The sequence below is a fragment of the Enterococcus saigonensis genome, from assembly GCF_011397115.1.
GTDB classification, from domain to species: Bacteria; Bacillota; Bacilli; order Lactobacillales; family Enterococcaceae; genus Enterococcus_C; species Enterococcus_C saigonensis.
This window is the reverse complement of sequence record NZ_AP022822.1, coordinates 1,725,001-1,745,227: the sequence shown is the minus strand read 5'-3', so window position 1 is coordinate 1,745,227 and position 20,227 is coordinate 1,725,001. Positions and strand designations below refer to the sequence as shown.

Here is a 20,227-nt window from a genome sequence, read left to right as displayed (position 1 = left end):
GCCAACCCCTTAGGTGCAAAAGCGAAAGCCTTATTTTTTTTGTAAAAAACTAAAGACGCCGCTTTTTAAAAATCATCAAGCTTAGTATAAAAAAAGAAAAGATAAGAAAAATAGCCAGTGCAACGGCAGGCCAATATGTGGTAAAATCACTTTTACCTGTTAGCCAATTTATAGAGTTGCTACCTAAAGTAAAAGGATTGTAATGCGTTATCTTTTTGAAAATGCCAAGCAAATTACTGATTAAATAAAAGATAGCTATAATTAAAAGACTTGCTCCTGTATTTTTGGCTAAAGTGGAAGCGAAAATAGTAGCGGCTAAAAAAATAATACCATATAACCAAAAACCAAAAAGTGGGAGTAAAAGATGTGGGCTTTTGTCATCATTGAAATAATAAGCTGTGTAGCTGGCATTAATCAAAAAGGATGTGAAAAGGGTAAAAGACCAAATAAAAAAGAGATATAATCCTTTGCTCATTACCACAGCATAACGCGATAAACCTTTTGTAATAAAGGGAATGAGAGTGCCTTTTTCTACTTCAGTACTGATGATACCAACTGATAATAAGACGATTGCCAGTAAGAGAAATTGCGGCAAGTTTTTATAATATTGTGTCCAACTGTCACTAGATGTAGGTGTTGGTAAGGTAATAGCCATTTCTTTTGGCAGTATGGAAGTCAAAATATTTGGCATAATTTTAGCTAAAAATGGCGATAAAATCCCAACAGAAAATGCAATAATGAATAAGATTGGAATTTTTTTTGTGCGCCAATTCGCAAAGATTTCTTTAGTAAGAAAAAGTTGAATTTGCCTCATTTTTTCACCGCCTTTAAAAATATATCTTCTAACGTTGGTTCAACAAGTTTGAATTCTAACGGTACCAAGTTTAGTGTGGCAAGTCTTTTGATAATTTGTAAGCCTATATTGGTTGGCTCTTCACTGGGTAGAATTAACTTTTTCTCTACTTGCTGCCAAGTAAGGGGATTTTGGTTCAAAAAAAGAGCCGTATCATTTGGATTTTCAAAGTGTAACTCATAATGATGAGGTTGAGAGTTTTTAATTTCTGCTAGTGAACCTGTTAAGTGAATTTTTCCGTCATTTAATATGGCTACATAATCACATATCGCTTCCACGTCGGTCAAAATATGAGAAGAGAATAAAACGGTAGTTTCGTTTTTTAAACTTGCTAAGATTTGCAATACTTCTTTGCGTCCGGATGGATCTAGTGCAGAAGTTGGTTCGTCACAAATTAATAATTGTGGCTCATTCAAGAGAGCTTGAGCTAAACCTAAGCGTTGTTTCATTCCCCGTGAGAATTTCCCGATTTTTTGTGTGGTTTGTAACCCAACTTTTGATAATAGTGCAGGGATTTGAAGCGTTTGTTGACTTTTTGTCATACCGCTCGTACGACCGCATAAGGTTAAATATTCTTTTGCAGTCAGATAGTCATAAAATGTGGGTACATCCGGAAGGTAGCCGACTTTCTGGTTGGTTTTGGTATTACCGTATTTTACTGTTTGTCCTGCAATTGTAACAGAACCGCTATCAGCGGCTAAAAGTCCTAAAATAATCTTCATGGTAGTTGTTTTTCCGGCACCATTTTCACCAACGAAACCAAAAATACTGCCTCTTGGGATTGTTAAATTCAAATCATCAAGAACAAGGTGATTACCAAATTGTTTGGTTATATTTTGCAAGGTTAACATGGCGGTCATTCAATCTTCTCCTTTACCAAAAGCAAAATAAATAATCGGTCCCATAAAAGAAAATACCGCACAAATAATAATCCAAATAATCTGATTACCAAATTTGTAATGGGGATGTTTTAATACGTCGACAATTGCGTAAATGGCTAGACCTATTTGTAAAATAATAAGCGGTATTAAAATCGGCAAATATTCGTGGCTATTCAATTGCATGAGAATCACTCCTAATTAGATTACATTATTTTAGTTGTATTGTTTGTATTAATTATTATAATACAAAAATATAGAAATACAAACAAAAAGGTTTGGAGTATTCATTACTAGAACTCCAAACCTTTTTGTTTAAAAAATTAAATAGCAAGATATTTTTCCAAATAATCGGCTAAACCATCTTCGTCATTAGTTTTAGTTGTAATATCGTTGCTTACTGCTTTTGCGTCAGGCGTCGCATTTTTCATTGCGACCCCCCAGCCTGCGTAATCAAGCATCTCTAAATCGTTGTGTTCGTCGCCAAAAGCGATGATATCTTTACGGTCGATTGCCATTGCGTTAGCGATAATTTCAACACCGCGAGCCTTTTGAATTCCTTTAGCTACGATTTCTAAAATTGCATTCGGTCCACCCCAAGTTCTTACGTCGATGTAGTCAGAAAATTGAGCCTTTAAAGTATCTGAAACAGTTTCTGCTAACTCTGTTTTAGTCTGAATTAACATTGAAGTTGGGTTTGTTTTTAAATTTTGCAATAAGTTATCATTGGTTGGTTTTTGATTATCAAACAGATACTCACTGCCAAAATCTAAACGATCAACATAGAAAGTGTCACGATTTTCAGCTGCGACAAAATCTAATTGTAAATCATTTTTTTGTTTTAAAATTTCAAAAACAATATCGCGACTAAAAAGAGTTTCGGACTCAGCAGCCCATTGTGTATAAGGAACGTGGACTAAAGCCCCGTTAAAATTAACCATTGGTGTATTTAACGCAAGTTGGTGATAAAATTTTTCACTAATGCGAAATGGCCGGCCGGTGGCGATACTGACAATATGGCCAGATGCCAGCGCTTTTTTTAAAACAGCTTCAGTCTTAGGGCTAATTTGGGATTGAGCGTTTAATGTTGTACCATCTAAGTCGATGGCAATCAATTTTTTATTCATATATATTTCTCCCCTCGTATAAAAGATACGCTGTTTTAGTTTAACATATTTCATATTTTTCACAAGCTGACTGGTTTGTTCAAAAGATACCTTTAAAAAAACTTACCGAAGTAGAAATACCAAAACAATTCATTTCTTTAACGAAAACACGAACATTAAATAGTTTTCGTCACTGAATATCTCGAAAAAATGTTGTTTTATTTTTATTTGAAAAGTATAATCAGTCTTTGTTGGATGACAAATCCGAAATATGCCCTTATTCTTTTGTAGGAGTGAAAATTTTAATGGAAAAGTTTTTTAAATTGAAGGAAAGCAATACAACTGTTTCAACCGAATTTGTCGCAGGTTTAACAACTTTCTTCGCGATGAGCTATATTTTGTTTGTGAACCCGACTATTTTGTCAGCATCGGGGATGCCATTTCAAGCAGTATTTCTTGCGACGATAATTGCATCAGTAATCGGAACTTTAGTAATGGGGCTTTTTGCCAATGTCCCGTATGCACAAGCACCTGGGATGGGGTTGAACGCCTTTTTCACTTTCACAGTTGTTTTTGGTTTAGGTTATACATGGCAACAAGCACTAGCAATGGTTTTTATTTGTGGTTTGATTAATATTTTTATTACCATTACGAAAATTCGTAAAATGATTATCCATGCAATTCCAGAAAGTATGCAACATGCTATTGGTGGGGGAATTGGAATTTTTGTTGCGTATGTTGGCTTGAAAAATGCGAACCTTTTGAGCTTTAGCGCAGATTCTGCCACAATTACAAGCAGCGTTGTAAAAGGAGATAAGGCAGTTAGCGTTACGATGAATGGTGGGATTGTTCCAGCTTTAGCTAACTTTAATAACGCACCGGTCTTATTAGCTGTTATTGGTTTAGTAGTAACGACCATTTTAGTTGTACGTAATGTTCGTGGTGCTATTTTAATTGGAATCGTGACGACGACGGTTTTAGGGATTTTTATGGGTGTCGTAGATCTTGGTGCAATTGATTGGAAGGCCAATTCTTTAAGCAGTTCTATTAATGAATTAAAAACAACATTTGGAGCAGCTTTTGGAAGCGAAGGCATGCAATCGTTGTTTCGGGATGCTAGTAAAATTCCGCAAGTTTTAATGACAATTATAGCATTTAGTTTATCAGATACTTTTGATACGATTGGGACGTTTATTGGAACTGGTCGTAGAACTGGAATTTTTTCCAAAGCAGATGAGGAGGCTTTAGAAGATAGCCGCGGTTTTAATACAAAAATGGATAAAGCCTTGTTTGCAGATGCGATTGCAACCTCAATTGGTGCAATTTTTGGCACGTCCAATACGACAACTTATGTTGAGTCTGCAGCTGGGATTGGTGCTGGTGGACGGACTGGTTTAACATCTGTGGTAGTTGCGGGATTGTTTGCAATCAGCAGTTTCTTTTCACCGTTAATTTCTATTGTACCAGCGCAAGCGACAGCACCAGCATTAATTTTAGTTGGGGTTATGATGATGGCTTCTTTCAAAGATATTGAGTGGACAGATTTAGAAGAAGCAGTACCAGCTTTCTTTGCTGCAATTTTTATGGGTTTTTGTTATAGCATTTCGTATGGAATCGCAGCCGGATTTATCTTTTATACAATTGTGAAAGTGATTAAAGGAAAATTCGACGAAATTTCACCAATTCTTTGGATTGTGGATATTTTATTTATTTTAAACTTCATTATTTTAGCTGTAATTTCTTAAGATTAAAGAAGAATTTATTTATCAATATGTATCTAGTGATAACGTCGATAAGGTGTTATCACTAGATTTTTTTATTGTCCAATAGTCTCTTGCCTTATTTAAAGAAATAAAAACTTTATTAGAAGTGTTTTTTCAATTTGTTTTTGCTTTCCAATTCACCTCTTTTACAAAATAGGCTATAGTAGTAATGAAAGAAGGTTGACTATGAAGTTAGATTGGAAACGAAATTTGTTCATATCGTGGATTGGATGCTTTTTTACCGGTGCCAGTTTTAGTTTGGTAATGCCTTTTATTCCCCTTTATATTGAACAGCTAGGAACACCTAAAAATCAAGTTGAGTTATTTGCAGGTTTAGCTATTTCGGTTACAGCTTTTGCTTCTGCCATCGTAGCACCGATATGGGGGAATTTAGCTGATCGCAAGGGTCGCCGCTTAATGATGATTCGTGCAGCAGTAGGGATGACGTTTACGATGGGGTCGCTGGCCTTTGTACCGAATGTATATTGGTTGTTGATTATGCGTTTTATGACAGGTATTTTGTCAGGTTATATTCCCAATGCAACTGCCTTAATCGCCTCTCAAGCACCGAGAGAAAAAAGCGGGTGGGCATTAGGAACCTTAGCTACTGGGGCTGTCGCTGGGAATTTAATCGGCCCATCAATGGGAGGCGCTTTGGCTCAATGGTTTGGTATGGAGAACGTTTTTATTATTACTGGAACTGTTTTAGCAATTACGACTATTTTAACGATTTTCTTTGTTAAAGAAGATTTTGTTCCAATTGAAAAAACTGATTTGTTATCTGTTAAGCAGATATTTAGTCGGATTTCTAACGTACAAGTATTAATTGGTTTGTTTATTACTTCGTTAATTTTACAAGTCGGCGTAACAAGTATTAGTCCAATCTTGACGCTTTATATTCGTCAATTAAGCGGGGATAGTAGTAATATCTTATTCGTCAGCGGCTTAATTGTCTCGATTGCCGGTGTTTCGGCAATCATTTCCTCTCCTACGTTAGGAAAGTTAGGAGATAAAATTGGAAATCAAAAAATTCTGCTCTTTGGTTTAGTGCTTTCTTTTGTCTGTTTTATTCCCATGGGATTTGTAAAAACACCTTTTCAATTAGGTGCGCTGCGTTTTATCCTTGGGTTTTCAACAGGTGCATTAATGCCTTCTATTAATACGTTGATTTCAAAAATCACGCCACCAGAAGGGGTAAGTCGTATTTATAGCTACAATCAAATGTTTACCAATTTTGGACAAGTATTAGGTCCCATGGTAGGTTCAACAGTTGCCCATGCAATGGGGTATCGAGCTGTATTTTTTGTTACAAGCGGTTTTGTTTTCTTAAATATTTGCTTATCGACATTTAATTTCCGCAAAGTTTTAAATGAAAGACTTTAGTATCATAAAAAAACCCGTTACAATGTCTTGTAGCGGGTTTAAGTTTGACTGTAAGAAGGACCAATAGTGTTGCTTTATTTTTAATCAAAAGAGCTTTAGCAATTTTTTTAGCTTTAATTTTTATTTTGAATCAAGTGTAAATTATTAGACTATACAAAAGAAAAACAAAAAAAGACTGCAACACGTTGCAATCTTTTTGAGTTAAGTTGTGTAGTGTCACAACTGTGCTTTATGCGTGTTTCTTTTTGGGCGTAGCCACTTCGGCAATTAGGATAATGATAACTCCTACGATTAAGGAAATGATTGAGCTAAGTTTAAAATCGTAAGTGCCGCTGTTTAAAGCACTACCTAGGTAGCAAACGACTTGACCTAAGATATACGTCCAAAACAAAGTAACCAAATATTTCATAGCAGACACCTCTTCTCTTGCTCATTTATCGATTACAGTTTACCATATTTTTCTTGAATGTAAAGTTTTCAAGTGTTTACAAAAAGGAGGGCATATCGTGCTGCCGCAATTATATACCGTGACCGCTTATTCTTTATTACAAAGTACAATTGAAATCAATCGGCTCGTACAGACAGCTAAAAAAAGAGGTTACGATACATTAGGAATATGTGATCGTAATGTTTTAGTTGGTGCAGTCGGCTTTTATAATGCTTGCCAGGACGTTGGCTTGAAATCAGTAATAGGGTTGCACTTGGATTACTATTCGCCTGTTCAAGCAGGTGAAAATGAGATTCTGTTATTTGCCAAAAATTTTGCTGGTTACCAACAATTGATGGCTCTAAGTAGTCAAAAAGAAATCAATAGTCAAGTTGATTTGGCTGACTTTGCACCATTGGATAATCTGTACGGTGTATTGCCACTGGGAAATGAAGTAGACTACTTTTTGGCAAAAGATAGGATTAAAGCAGAAAGTCGTCTGAAGTTTTTGCAAGATTTATTTCCAAAAGGGCATTTTTTCTATGGGGTTTTACCTCAAAAACAATTATCTGAGGAAATAGTAAATTTATATTATCAAAACGGTGTAGAACCTTTTGCAATTAATAAGGTAAGTACAATTGACCCTGGTGAAAAAGCCGCCATTGCAGTAATGCGACATTTAAAAAATGGTACGCAAATGCAAAACATTGACGAGTTGGAACAAGGGAGTGGGGAATATTTAATTAACGCTTCCCAAGTAACGGATTATTTTTACAACACGCAACCACATGCGATTGAAAATGCACAAAAAGTGGCATCGATTTGTAGCGAATTTGAATTGCCATTGCACCAAAAACTTCTACCACATTATCCTGTGCCAGAAAATATAACTGCTGCTGAATTTTTGCGACAGTTGTGTAACACACAACTAAAACAGCGGGTTAGAAATATCACAGCAGCGTATAAACAACGTTTGGATTATGAACTAGATATTATTCATCAAATGGGCTTTGATGATTATTTTCTAATCGTTTGGGATGTAATGGATTTTGCGCATCGCAATAATATCGTGACCGGTGCAGGCCGTGGATCTGCAGCTGGTTCGTTGGTTGCTTTTGTATTAGCAATCACAGATGTCGATCCTATTGAATATGAATTGCTTTTTGAACGTTTTTTAAATCCAGAACGTTATACGATGCCAGATATTGATCTTGATATACCGGATAACCGTAGAGAAGAAGTGCTGCATTACGTAAAAGAAAAATATGGAACCTACCAAGTAGCCCAAATCGCTACTTTTGGTACCATGGCAGCCAAGATGGTTTTACGAGATGTTGCACGAGTTTTTGGATTATCCCAAAGTGAAGCCAATCGTTGGAGTAAGGCGATTCCGAACACTTTAAAGATTACTTTGAAAAAAGCGTACGAAGAATCGAGTAATTTGCGTGATCTAGTTACTTTGAATGAACGTAATCGTCAACTTTTTGAAGTCGCCTTGATACTAGAAGGTTTACCTCGACATGTATCGACGCATGCCGCTGGTGTAGTAATTAGTGATAAAAACCTATTACAATTAATTCCGCTGCAATCCGGTGCAAATGATATCTTATTAACGCAATTTACGATGAACGATGTGGAGACTGTTGGATTATTAAAAATGGATTTTTTAGGCTTACGCAATCTTTCCATTATTGACGATACACTAAAGGGAATCAAAAAAGTGACAGGAAATATACTTTCTCAAAAAGATATTCCTTTAACTGATGCAAAGACACTACAGCTTTTTCAAGCGGGAAATACCTCAGGAGTATTTCAATTTGAGTCCGCTGGTATAAAAAATGTTTTACGCCGCTTGGGGCCGGAAAACATCGAAGAAATAGCCGCTGTCAATGCATTGTATCGACCAGGTCCAATGCAAAACATTGATCACTTTATTAAGCGGAAAAAAGGTCAAGAAAAAGTAACTTATCTAGATGACAGCTTGGTGCCAATTCTAAAAAATACCTATGGCATTATGGTTTATCAAGAACAGGTGATGCAAGTAGCTGCTAAAATGGCAGGTTTCAGTTTAGGACAAGCAGATATTTTGCGTCGGGCAATCAGTAAAAAGAAAAAAGATGTTTTAGATGAAGAAAGGCGCCATTTTGTTTCTGGAGCTGTAGAAATGGGACATACTAAAACAAAAGCTAATGAAGTATACGATTATATTGAACGATTTGCAGATTATGGTTTTAATCGTTCCCATGCTTTTGCTTATTCTTTTGTTGGATTTCAAATGGGCTTTTTGAAAGTGCATTATCCCGCCCCGTTTTTTGCCGCATTACTTCATTCGGTTCGCAATAATACTGCGAAAGTTAAAGAATATTTAACGGAAGCAAAAAAACAAGGCATTAAAATCTTGCCGCCTACTATTAATGCCAGTGGATTTAGTTTTTACTTGGTGAATAATCATGAAATTCGTTTTGGTTTAAGTAGTGTTAAAGGTACCCGACGCGATTTTATTGCAGCGATTATTGCTGAGCGAAAGGAAAATGGACCTTTTCTTTCACTAGATAACTTTTTGTATCGCCTACCCGCAAAGTGGTTGAAATTAGATTTGATCCAGCCTTTGGTTGAAATAGGAGCTTTTGACGAGATTGAAAAAAATCGAAGGCAACTCGCAATAGAATTGGAGAGCAAAATTCAAAATATCGAATATAGTGGCGGGAGTATGGATCTATTAGATATCATGACGTTAAAAACAAATGAAGTTAGCGATTATACTTTGACTGAACGTTTGAATATAGAAGAACAGTATTTAGGTGTTTATGTGTCAGGTCACCCGACTGAAAGTTATGCAAGTTTAAAAGCGATGCATCAGGTGCAGTTAATTAGTGAATTATTACCTAGACAAAACACTCATCTTCTTTTATATGTTAGAAGAATTCGTGAGATCCGTACAAAAAAAGGTGAGCAGATGGCTTTTGTAGAGGCTAACGATCCCACTGGTGAAATTTCGTTAACCATATTTCCGGATAATTACCGCCATGTACGCCAAACGTTTGCAGTAGATGATGTCATTTACGTTGAAGGAAAGACGGAAATCAGCACATATAATCAGGAGATGCAAGTTATTGTCGATCAACTTGTGTTAGCTGAAAAAATTAAAAATACAAGAAAGATCACAACATGCTATATTCGTCTAACTGGTATAGCTGATACAGACAAGCAGTTAGCAGCCTTATATACTTTAATTAAACAAGCACCTGGAGCAAGTAAAATAATTCTTTTTTATGAAAGTACGGGTACTAAAAAAATACTAGCTGAAAAATATCAAATTGCAGATAGTCCCGTTATAATGCAAGACTTGAAAAATATTTTTGGGGAAAATAACGTAGTTTTCAAATGACTTTCAGTAAATTTTACTTTCCGCTTTCAATTTTTTCAATTTTCTGCTCGTATCCCAAGACATTTCTATCTTTTAATGTTAAAATGGACAACGTGGTTAATGCCAAAATGGTATTATTTAGGGTGACCTAAAAATATTTTAATGAGGTGAAAATGTAGATGAAACGCATCGGAATTTTAACCAGTGGCGGTGACGCACCTGGTATGAATGCAGCAGTCCGTGCAGTAGTCCGTAAAGCAATCTTCGATGGTATTGAAGTATACGGAATCAATTATGGCTATGCAGGTTTAGTTGCTGGTGATATTCGCCGTTTAGATGTTGCGGATGTTGGCGATAAAATCCAACGTGGCGGGACTTTTCTTTATTCAGCCCGCTATCCAGAATTTGCTACTAAAGAAGGACAATTAAAAGGTATTGAACAATTAAAAAAATTCGGTATTGAAGGATTAGTGGTTATCGGTGGCGATGGTTCCTATCATGGCGCGATGGCCTTAACTCGTCATGGCTTTCCAGCTGTGGGAATTCCTGGAACAATTGATAATGATATTCCAGGTACAGATTTTACAATTGGTTTTGACACAGCAATTAATACCGTCTTAGAATCAATTGACCGCATTCGTGATACAGCGACTTCTCATGTACGTACTTTTGTTATTGAAGTAATGGGGCGTGGCGCAGGCGATATTGCATTATGGTCAGGTGTTGCCGGCGGTGCTGATGAAATCATCATCCCAGAACACGAATTTGATATGGCAGCAGTAGCAAAACGGATTCAAGATGGCCGCGACCGCGGTAAAAAGCATTGTTTAATCGTTTTGGCAGAAGGTGTTATGGGCGGGAATGAATTTGCTGATAAACTTTCTGAATATGGTGATTTCCATACTCGTGTTTCCATTTTAGGTCACGTTGTACGGGGGGGTTCTCCAAGCGCTCGTGATCGTGTTCTAGCAAGTAAATTTGGTGCGTATGCTGTAGAATTGCTTGAACAAGGAAAAGGCGGTTTATGTATCGGTATTGAAGACAATAAAGTTGTTGCTGCTGATATTATCGATACGCTTGAAAATAATAAACACAAACCTGATTTAAGTTTATATGATTTAAACAAACAGTTATCATTCTAATTGACAGCTACTAAAAGTTAATAAAACAGCTCGTGCTGTTTTAAATAAAGGAATAGGAGCGTTTAAGTAATGAAGAAAACCAAAATCGTTAGTACCTTAGGACCAGCAAGTAATAGTGTGGAGATTATTTCACAATTAATCGAATCTGGAGCTAATGTTTTCCGTTTTAATTTCTCTCATGGCGATCATGAAGAACAATTAGGCCGGATGAATATGGTAAGAGAAGCAGTTAAGAAAACTGGTAAAGATGTTGCAATCTTATTAGATACAAAAGGTGCAGAAATCCGGACAACTGTTCAAGATACAACTGAAGCAGATTTCGGCCGTGCTGGTTACATCCAATTTAACGTTGGAGATACGACACGTATCGCAATGGATCCAGAATTAAAAGGAACAAAAGAAAAAATTGCTGTAACTTATCCAGGCTTGTTCGATGACGTTCACGTTGGTGGTCACATTTTATTCGATGATGGTTTAATCGACATGGAAATCACTGAAAAAGACGAAGCAAACCGCGAATTAGTTGTTGTAGTAAAAAATGCTGGTATGTTAGGTTCAAGAAAAGGTGTGAACGCTCCTGGCGTTTCAATTAGCTTACCTGGTATTACTGAAAAAGATGCAGACGATATTCGCTTTGGTTTAGATAACGATATTGATTTTATCGCTGCTTCATTTGTCCGTAAAGCTCAAGATGTTCTTGAAATTCGTGAAATTTTAGAAGAAAAGAACATGACACATGTTCAAATTTTCCCTAAAATTGAATCACAAGAAGGTATCGATAATATCGATGAAATCATTAAAGTTTCAGACGGTATTATGGTAGCTCGTGGTGACATGGGTGTTGAAATTGCGCCAGAATTGGTACCAATGGTGCAAAAACGCATTATCCAAAAATGTAATGCTGCAGGAAAATCAGTTATTACTGCAACTCAAATGTTAGAATCTATGCAACAAAATCCTCGTCCAACTCGTGCAGAAGCTTCTGACGTTGCTAATGCTGTGTTTGACGGTACAGATGCTACGATGCTTTCTGGTGAATCTGCTAATGGTGACTATCCAGTTCAAGCTGTAGCTACAATGGCTCGTATTGACATTGAAGCTGAAAAAGCTTTATCAGAATTAGGGACATTCCAAATTAATGAATTTGATAAAACAGATGTTACTGAAACAATCGGTTTGTCTGTTGCTCGTGCAGCGAAAAACTTAGGTGTTAAAACAATTGTTGCTGCAACTGAGTCAGGCTATACAGCAAAAATGATTTCTAAGTACCGTCCTGATGCAGACATTTTAGCTGTTACTTTTGACGAACGGACAAAACGCGGTTTAATGCTTAACTGGGGTGTATTCCCAACAGTTGCGCAAAAACCAACAACAACTGATGAAATGTTTGATTTAGCTGCTAAAAAAGCAGTGGAATTAGGGTTTGCTAAAGAAGGCGAATTAATTTTAATCACTGCTGGTGTACCAGTTGGCGAACGTGGTACAACAAACGTTATGAAAATCCAATTAATTGGCTCTAAATTATTAGATGCACAAGGTGTTGGTGAAAGAACCGTTGTTGCAAACGCAGTTGTTGCCAAATCAGCTGAAGAAGCAAATTCTCGTGCGAAAGAAGGAATGGTCTTAGTTGTACCAACAACTGACAAAGATTACATGCCTGCATTTGAAAAAGCTGCTGCTGTTATCGTTGAAGAAGGCGGCTTAACTTCTCACGCTGCAGTTGTGGGTATTGCAAAAGATATTCCGGTTATCGTAGGAGCTGCTGATGCAACTACAACAATTCAAGATGGTGAATTAGTTACTGTTGACCCTCGTCGTGGGATTGTATACCGTGGTGAAACAACAGCTATCTAAAAGAACTATTTAGTTTTTATTACTAGAACGAAGTAGTCTAGACTACTTCGTTCTATTTTTTGAAAAGGTGTCAAGAAAATTTCATTGACAAGCTAAAATACTCCCTGTATAATAGCTTTTGTTGCTTAGAGGTGATAAAAATGAAGTGGTCTTTATTGGAATTAAACAAATACCATGAAACGCCGTTAACTTTTTTTGAGACATTGGATTTGAAAAAAGAATTAATGAGACGGGACAATCAAATACTAGATATCACTCCCATTGAAGTAAGTGGGCTTGTTACTGTATCAAAAAGTGATTATCTTATTCATTATACATTGAAGGCAACGTTGACGCTTCCTTCATCAAGAAGTCTAGAACCAGTTGATTTACCACTGGATTTAGTTGTTGACGAAGTTTTTATGACGCCTGAGCAGTTGCAAATGCGGACTGAACTGATTTCAGAAGAAGAAGTCTTACTTATAGAAGGACAGACAATCGACTTGGATGAATCAGTAGCTGACAATATCTTGTTAGCAATTCCGTTGCAGGTTTTAACAAAAGAAGAGGAAAATTCTAATCAAATGCCTGCTGGGCAAGATTGGGAAGTCATTTCTGAAGAAGATTATCTGCAACAAAAAGAAACAGCCGCGCCCAAAATTGATCCTCGTCTTGCGAAATTATCAGAACTGTTGGATACAACAGAAGATGGTAATAAGTAAGATTGGAATAAATAGCAATCTTTTATAGCTTGCTTTTCATAAACAAGGAGGTGTAACAAATGGCAGTACCAGCTCGTAAAACATCTAAAGCTAAGAAAAACAAACGTCGTACTCATTACAAATTGACTATCAACGGTTTGAACGAATGTCCAAACTGTGGTGAATTGAAAAAAAGCCACCACGTATGTGCCAACTGCGGTTACTACGATGGCAAGGACGTAACGACTAAAGAAGCATAATTCATTTTTTTCAGAAAATGAATGAAGAAAACCTGCAAAGCTAACCATGGAGCTTTGTGGGTTTTTATTTTGTTCTTTTTAAAATACGTTCTCTACAATTTAATATTTCGATATCCTTGATAATTTGTAACCTCCTTTAGTTTGAAAGCAAAGGTTTTTACGTTATAATAGAAAAGATTAAAGCTACTAGGAGGAACTCAAAATGACAAAACAGCAAATTGGTGTTGTCGGCATGGCCGTCATGGGGAAAAACTTAGCCCTAAATATTGAAAGCCGTGGTTATTCAGTAGCGTTGTTCAACCGAACAGCTGCGAAGACAGAAGAGGTAGTAAGAGAACATCCAGATAAGAAATTTAAAGCAACGTATACAATTGCAGATTTTGTTGCAGCAATTGAAAAACCCCGTCGCATCTTACTGATGGTTAAAGCAGGTGCTGCAACAGATGCCACAATTAAAGAATTGTTACCGCATTTGGATAAAGGAGACATTTTAATTGATGGCGGAAACACTTTCTTTAAAGATACGATACGTCGAAATGAAGAATTGGCTAACTCGGGTATCAATTTTATCGGTACAGGTGTCTCAGGTGGTGAAGAAGGAGCCTTAAAAGGTCCTTCTATTATGCCGGGCGGACAAAAAGAAGCGTATGAATTAGTAGCACCTATCTTAGAACAAATTTCTGCTAAAGCAGAAGATGGTGCACCTTGTGTTACTTACATTGGAGCAAACGGTGCAGGACATTACGTGAAGATGGTTCACAACGGAATTGAATATGGTGATATGCAATTAATCGCTGAATCCTACGATTTAATGAAAAATGTGTTAGGTCTGTCCGTTGATGAAATGGCTGACATTTTCAAAGAATGGAATGAAGGCGAACTTGATAGCTATTTAATTGAAATTACCGCTGACATTCTAACGAGAAAAGATGATCTTGGCACAGGCAAACCAATTGTTGACGTAATTTTAGATGCTGCTGGTAATAAAGGTACAGGGAAATGGACAAGTCAAAGTGCATTGGATCTAGGTGTGCCACTACCGTTAATTACGGAGTCTGTGTTTGCTCGGTATATTTCTGCTTACAAAGAAGAACGCGTGGCGGCAAGTAAAGTACTACCGGCTCCAGCTCAATTTAACTATGAGGGCGACAAAAAAGAATTGATCGAAAAAATTCGCGAGGCTTTATATTTTAGTAAAATTATGAGCTATGCGCAAGGTTTCGCCCAATTGCGTACGGCTTCAAAAGAATACGATTGGGATTTACCATTTGGTGAGATTGCAAAAATTTGGCGTGCGGGGTGTATTATTCGTGCTCGTTTCTTACAAAAAATCACTGATGCTTACGATCATAAACCTGATTTAGAAAATTTGTTATTAGATGATTACTTTTTAGAAATTACTAAAAAATATCAACAAGCTGTACGAGAAGTTGTCGCTTTAGCTGTACAAGCAGGAGTTCCTGTACCTACTTTCTCTTCAGCAATCGCTTATTTTGATTCTTATCGTTCTGAACGCTTACCGGCAAACATTATCCAAGCACAACGGGATTATTTTGGTGCGCATACCTATGAACGGACAGATAAAGAAGGAATTTATCACTATAGTTGGTATCATGAAGAATAAGTAAAAAACAATGAAAATTTGAGTAATTCTAATTTGTTTATGGCAAAGACAGTGAGTGTTTTGAAAATACTCACTGTCTTTTCTTATTGTGAAGGATTAAAAGTGCTATTGGGGGCGACTTCTGCCGATTATTTGTATACTAATAAGATTTTTAGATACCTCTTTTTTCTTTCATCATTTCATGGTAAAATAGCTATAGTATTTTAATAAAAAAACAATTATTTTTTATTGCAAAAAAATATAAAGAAAAGGGATCTAAAACCAAATGAGTAATATTTTAATTATTGAAGATGAAAAGAATTTAGCTCGTTTCGTTGAACTAGAGTTGACCCATGAAGGATATCATACTGAAGTTCATTACAACGGACGAACTGGTTTAGACGCAGCACTAAATAACGATTGGGATGCAATTTTATTAGACTTAATGCTACCAGAATTAAATGGTTTGGAAGTTTGCCGTCGTGTGCGTCAAGCGAAGAACACGCCCATAATCATGATGACAGCAAGAGATTCTGTCATTGATCGTGTATCAGGGTTAGATCATGGTGCCGACGACTATATTGTAAAACCATTTGCGATTGAAGAATTACTAGCTCGTTTACGGGCTTTACTTCGCCGTATTGATATTGAAGGAGATAAAAATGTTGCGAAACAAACCACAATTACTTATCGTGATTTAGTTATCGAGAAGGAAAATCGCGTGGTCCGTCGTGGTAACGAAGTAATTGAATTAACAAAAAGAGAATATGAATTGCTATTAACTTTAATGGAGAACGTGAATGTTGTTTTAGCTCGTGATGTTTTATTAAATAAAGTTTGGGGCTATGAAACAGAAGTTGAAACAAATGTAGTAGATGTATACATTCGTTACTTACGAAATAAAATTGATGTTCCTGGTGAAGAAAGCTATATTCAAACCGTTCGCGGAACTGGTTATGTGATGCGCTCGTGATCAAAAAAAATAAATCGACTAACAAAGAACTGAAAGGCCCATCTTTAACAATTAAGTGGGCCTTTGCAAGTTCTTTCTTTATATTTATCGTTTTTACTATTTTTGCAGTTATTACGTATAAATCTTCTATTAATTTAATTGTTGCCAAAGAGCGGCGCAATGTAGAAGAAGTTATTTCAGAAGTTACTTCTCGTTTAGCAAATGGGCAAGATGAATTGACAACGCAAAGTGCTTACTTTGCAATTGCCAAATTATCTGACGAAGATCCCACTCCGGATGCTATATCTTATTTAGATGATGATATTTTGCAACTTGATCGCTTTGTCTCAGAATTAGGACAACCCGAATTAAACTTGTATGTCTATAATTTAAAAAAAGAACCTATCTTAAAAACTCATAAAAATAATTTTGAATTGGTTCAAACTAAACGTAAAGAACCAACAATTATTACGATAAAAGGGGCTACCGGCTTTTTATCTATTCATCCGATTTTTTCAAAAGTAACAAGGGAAAAAATCGGTTATGCCCAAACTTTTTATGAATTGTCTTCCTTTTATGAAATTCGTAGTAAGCTATTATTAACGTTAATTATTTTAGAAGTGGTTTCTTTAATATTGTCTAGTTTTTTAGGTTTCTTTTTATCAACGTACTTCTTAAAACCGCTTAAGGTTCTACGAGATACAATGGATATTATTCGCAAAGATCCCGAATCAGACGCTTATATGCCTAAAATTGATACGGATGATGAACTAGCAGATTTAGCTGATATTTTCAATGATATGTTAGAGCGAATGCGAATGTATATCGAACAGCAAAAACAATTTGTTGAAGATGTCTCACATGAATTACGAACACCAGTAGCGGTTATAGAAGGACATTTGAGTATGTTGCAACGTTGGGGAAAAAATGATCCTGAAATTTTAGATGAGGCTTTGCTTGCAAGCCAACAAGAGATTAGTCGGATGAAAAGTTTGGTTCAGGAGATGCTAGACTTGTCTCGTGCCGAGCAAGTTGAACTTCACTATGCAAATGAAGTGACGCAAGCAAAAGAAGTGACTTACCAAGTTTTTAACAACTTCAAGATGCTGTATCCAGAATTTACTTTTACAATCGATGATGATTTAGTCAAAGAAGAGACGCTAGCTATTTATCGGAATCATTTTGAACAAATCATTATTATTATTTTAGATAATGCTGTGAAGTATTCTACTGATCGTAAAGAAGTGCATTTGAAAATTGAAAAAAGTAATGCTTTCTTTGAAATAGATATTCAAGACTTTGGCGAAGGTATCTCTTCTACGGATTTAGAAAAAATTTTCCATCGTTTTTATCGTGTACATAAAGCACGTGCTCGCACTAAAGGAGGGAACGGTTTAGGACTTTCTATTGCTAAACAGCTGATTGACAGTTATAAAGGTGAAATTGTAGTTGATAGTGTAATGGGAGAGGGAACTATTTTTAAAATATATATTCCGATTAAATGAAATTGCGTCAATAAATGAACTTGCCGGCAATACCTAACTATGTGGATTAAAGATGCATTGTTGTGAATAAAACACATCTGCGTAGTTGGGTATTTTCGTTTTGAGAGAGTAGAGAATTTGTCCGAATAATATAGGTGTGGATTATGTTAATGTACGTCATTTATTCTATGGAAATGCTTTATAAATATAATTATATAAATAAAATTCGTCCGTGAGAAAAACTGGAATTTATTATTGTTTTTTGTTGCTTTTTATACCCATAATTGCTATATTATTACTTGTCCTGAATGAGTTAACTGACGTGAGAAAATTAAAAATTTTTACTTGACGTTGTGATTTGGACGTGATATTCTAATAAAGCTGTTGATGTTTTGTTGTTATTTACAACTAAAAAAAACAGATTAAAAAAGTTGTTGACATCTTATTTATTGGGTGTTAAACTTACAAAGTCGCTGTTATTAAAAAGCGCATTTCTGAAATATCGTTTCAAAAAGTTTTTAAAACTTTTTGAAAAAATCAGTTGACAAGAATTAAGTTAGCTGATAAGATATAAGAGTTGCTGAAGCATTTTTAAAAGCAACGAAGTAGACCTTTGAAAACTGAACAAAGCAAGCAAACGAACCAATGTGTAGGGCGCTTCTTTTAGAGAAGCAAACAACATGCAAGCAATAGCTAGCAGAATCAATTTTATTTGAGCTTAACAGTCATTTGACTGTTCAAACACTTTTTATGAGAGTTTGATCCTGGCTCAGGACGAACGCTGGCGGCGTGCCTAATACATGCAAGTCGAACGCTTCTTTTTCCACCGGAGCTTGCTCCACCGGAAAAAGAGGAGTGGCGAACGGGTGAGTAACACGTGGGTAACCTGCCCTCAAGCGGGGGATAACACTTGGAAACAGGTGCTAATACCGCATAACAATCATAAACACATGTTTGTGATTTGAAAGGCGCTTTTGCGTCACTTGAGGATGGACCCGCGGTGCATTAGCTAGTTGGTGAGGTAACGGCTCACCAAGGCCACGATGCATAGCCGACCTGAGAGGGTGATCGGCCACACTGGGACTGAGACACGGCCCAGACTCCTACGGGAGGCAGCAGTAGGGAATCTTCGGCAATGGACGAAAGTCTGACCGAGCAACGCCGCGTGAGTGAAGAAGGTTTTCGGATCGTAAAACTCTGTTGTTAGAGAAGAACAAGGATGAGAGTAAAATGTTCATCCCTTGACGGTATCTAACCAGAAAGCCACGGCTAACTACGTGCCAGCAGCCGCGGTAATACGTAGGTGGCAAGCGTTGTCCGGATTTATTGGGCGTAAAGCGAGCGCAGGCGGTTTCTTAAGTCTGATGTGAAAGCCCCCGGCTCAACCGGGGAGGGTCATTGGAAACTGGGAGACTTGAGTGCAGAAGAGGAGAGTGGAATTCCATGTGTAGCGGTGAAATGCGTAGATATATGGAGGAACACCAGTGGCGAAGGCGGCTCTCTGGTCTGTAACTGACGCTGAGGCTCGAAAGCGTGGGGAGCAAACAGGATTAGATACCCTGGTAGTCCACGCCGTAAACGATGAGTGCTAAGTGTTGGAGGGTTTCCGCCCTTCAGTGCTGCAGCAAACGCATTAAGCACTCCGCCTGGGGAGTACGACCGCAAGGTTGAAACTCAAAGGAATTGACGGGGGCCCGCACAAGCGGTGGAGCATGTGGTTTAATTCGAAGCAACGCGAAGAACCTTACCAGGTCTTGACATCCTTTGACCACTCTAGAGATAGAGCTTCCCCTTCGGGGGCAAAGTGACAGGTGGTGCATGGTTGTCGTCAGCTCGTGTCGTGAGATGTTGGGTTAAGTCCCGCAACGAGCGCAACCCTTATTGTTAGTTGCCATCATTTAGTTGGGCACTCTAGCGAGACTGCCGGTGACAAACCGGAGGAAGGTGGGGATGACGTCAAATCATCATGCCCCTTATGACCTGGGCTACACACGTGCTACAATGGGAAGTACAACGAGTTGCGAAGTCGCGAGGCTAAGCTAATCTCTTAAAGCTTCTCTCAGTTCGGATTGTAGGCTGCAACTCGCCTACATGAAGCCGGAATCGCTAGTAATCGCGGATCAGCACGCCGCGGTGAATACGTTCCCGGGCCTTGTACACACCGCCCGTCACACCACGAGAGTTTGTAACACCCGAAGTCGGTGAGGTAACCTTTTGGAGCCAGCCGCCTAAGGTGGGATAGATGATTGGGGTGAAGTCGTAACAAGGTAGCCGTATCGGAAGGTGCGGCTGGATCACCTCCTTTCTAAGGAATATTACGGAAACTACACAGTTTGTCACTTGTCTTTGTTCAGTTTTGAGAGGTTTACTCTCAATTAAAAAAGTAGTACGGGGCCTTAGCTCAGCTGGGAGAGCGCCTGCTTTGCACGCAGGAGGTCAGCGGTTCGATCCCGCTAGGCTCCATTGACAACAATG

At 37.4% G+C, this 20,227-nt stretch carries 15 protein-coding genes, 1 tRNA gene and 1 rRNA gene; 12 read left to right on the top strand and 5 right to left on the bottom strand.

The annotated features are described in order from the left end of the window. Positions 1–49: 49 nt before the first annotated feature. The 4 genes from EsVE80_RS08220 to EsVE80_RS08205 form a co-directional block, all read right to left on the bottom strand. Positions 50–814 (bottom strand): ABC transporter permease, encoded by a 765-nt coding sequence (locus tag EsVE80_RS08220; RefSeq protein ID WP_173103281.1) that lies wholly within the window; start codon positions 812–814, stop codon positions 50–52. Continuing rightward, positions 811–1,713 carry an ABC transporter ATP-binding protein gene (locus EsVE80_RS08215; RefSeq protein ID WP_173103280.1) on the bottom strand — a complete coding sequence of 301 codons (903 nt, stop codon included), beginning with the start codon at positions 1,711–1,713 and terminating at the stop codon, positions 811–813. Before EsVE80_RS08215 ends, EsVE80_RS08220 begins: the two co-directional genes overlap by 4 nt. Further along, positions 1,714–1,917, bottom strand: a complete 204-nt coding sequence (locus EsVE80_RS08210) for a PLD nuclease N-terminal domain-containing protein (RefSeq protein ID WP_173103279.1) — start codon at positions 1,915–1,917, stop codon at positions 1,714–1,716. It abuts the gene before it with no gap. A gap of 137 nt (positions 1,918–2,054) precedes the next feature. Then, entirely contained in the window at positions 2,055–2,858 is an 804-nt protein-coding gene (locus EsVE80_RS08205) for a Cof-type HAD-IIB family hydrolase (protein WP_173103278.1), read from the bottom strand. 284 nt (positions 2,859–3,142) lie between these two features. Between EsVE80_RS08205 and EsVE80_RS08200 the strand changes: the two genes are divergently transcribed. Both EsVE80_RS08200 and EsVE80_RS08195 read left to right on the top strand, forming a co-directional pair. After that, positions 3,143–4,582 carry an NCS2 family permease gene (locus EsVE80_RS08200; protein WP_173103277.1) on the top strand — a complete coding sequence of 480 codons (1,440 nt, stop codon included), beginning with the start codon at positions 3,143–3,145 and terminating at the stop codon, positions 4,580–4,582. 204 nt (positions 4,583–4,786) lie between these two features. Then, the gene (locus EsVE80_RS08195; RefSeq protein WP_173103276.1) at positions 4,787–5,983 is read left to right on the top strand and encodes a multidrug efflux MFS transporter; all 1,197 of its coding nucleotides are present in this window, start codon (positions 4,787–4,789) and stop codon (positions 5,981–5,983) included. A gap of 229 nt (positions 5,984–6,212) precedes the next feature. On the opposite strand, the gene EsVE80_RS08190 is transcribed toward EsVE80_RS08195, so the two are convergent. Next, the gene (locus EsVE80_RS08190; RefSeq protein WP_173103275.1) at positions 6,213–6,392 is read right to left on the bottom strand and encodes a YjzD family protein; all 180 of its coding nucleotides are present in this window, start codon (positions 6,390–6,392) and stop codon (positions 6,213–6,215) included. A gap of 94 nt (positions 6,393–6,486) precedes the next feature. Here EsVE80_RS08190 and dnaE point away from each other — a divergent pair, with 94 nt between their 5' ends. The 10 genes from dnaE (at position 6,487) to EsVE80_RS08140 (ending at position 20,215) form a co-directional block, all read left to right on the top strand. After that, positions 6,487–9,798: a DNA polymerase III subunit alpha gene (gene dnaE / locus EsVE80_RS08185; RefSeq protein WP_173104163.1), complete on the top strand. Its 3,312-nt coding sequence runs from the start codon at positions 6,487–6,489 to the stop codon at positions 9,796–9,798. A 158-nt stretch (positions 9,799–9,956) separates the two neighbouring features. Next, positions 9,957–10,919 (top strand): 6-phosphofructokinase, encoded by a 963-nt coding sequence (gene pfkA, locus EsVE80_RS08180; RefSeq protein WP_173103274.1) that lies wholly within the window; start codon positions 9,957–9,959, stop codon positions 10,917–10,919. A gap of 69 nt (positions 10,920–10,988) precedes the next feature. Next, positions 10,989–12,773 carry a pyruvate kinase gene (gene pyk, locus EsVE80_RS08175; protein ID WP_173103273.1) on the top strand — a complete coding sequence of 595 codons (1,785 nt, stop codon included), beginning with the start codon at positions 10,989–10,991 and terminating at the stop codon, positions 12,771–12,773. Between the two features lie 140 nt (positions 12,774–12,913). Next, entirely contained in the window at positions 12,914–13,474 is a 561-nt protein-coding gene (locus tag EsVE80_RS08170) for a YceD family protein (protein ID WP_173103272.1), read from the top strand. Between the two features lie 59 nt (positions 13,475–13,533). Next, positions 13,534–13,713 carry a 50S ribosomal protein L32 gene (gene rpmF, locus EsVE80_RS08165; RefSeq protein ID WP_010753256.1) on the top strand — a complete coding sequence of 60 codons (180 nt, stop codon included), beginning with the start codon at positions 13,534–13,536 and terminating at the stop codon, positions 13,711–13,713. A gap of 202 nt (positions 13,714–13,915) precedes the next feature. Further along, positions 13,916–15,337 (top strand): NADP-dependent phosphogluconate dehydrogenase, encoded by a 1,422-nt coding sequence (gene gndA / locus EsVE80_RS08160; RefSeq protein WP_173103271.1) that lies wholly within the window; start codon positions 13,916–13,918, stop codon positions 15,335–15,337. Between the two features lie 265 nt (positions 15,338–15,602). After that, positions 15,603–16,289 carry a response regulator transcription factor gene (locus tag EsVE80_RS08155; RefSeq protein ID WP_173103270.1) on the top strand — a complete coding sequence of 229 codons (687 nt, stop codon included), beginning with the start codon at positions 15,603–15,605 and terminating at the stop codon, positions 16,287–16,289. Then, on the top strand, positions 16,286–17,773 hold the full coding sequence (locus EsVE80_RS08150) for a HAMP domain-containing sensor histidine kinase (RefSeq protein ID WP_173103269.1): 1,488 nt from the start codon (positions 16,286–16,288) through the stop codon (positions 17,771–17,773). Before EsVE80_RS08155 ends, EsVE80_RS08150 begins: the two co-directional genes overlap by 4 nt. Positions 17,774–18,498: 725 nt before the next feature. Next, positions 18,499–20,057, top strand: a 16S ribosomal RNA gene (locus EsVE80_RS08145). An 85-nt stretch (positions 20,058–20,142) separates the two neighbouring features. Next, positions 20,143–20,215, top strand: a tRNA-Ala gene (locus EsVE80_RS08140). Positions 20,216–20,227: the final 12 nt, after the last annotated feature.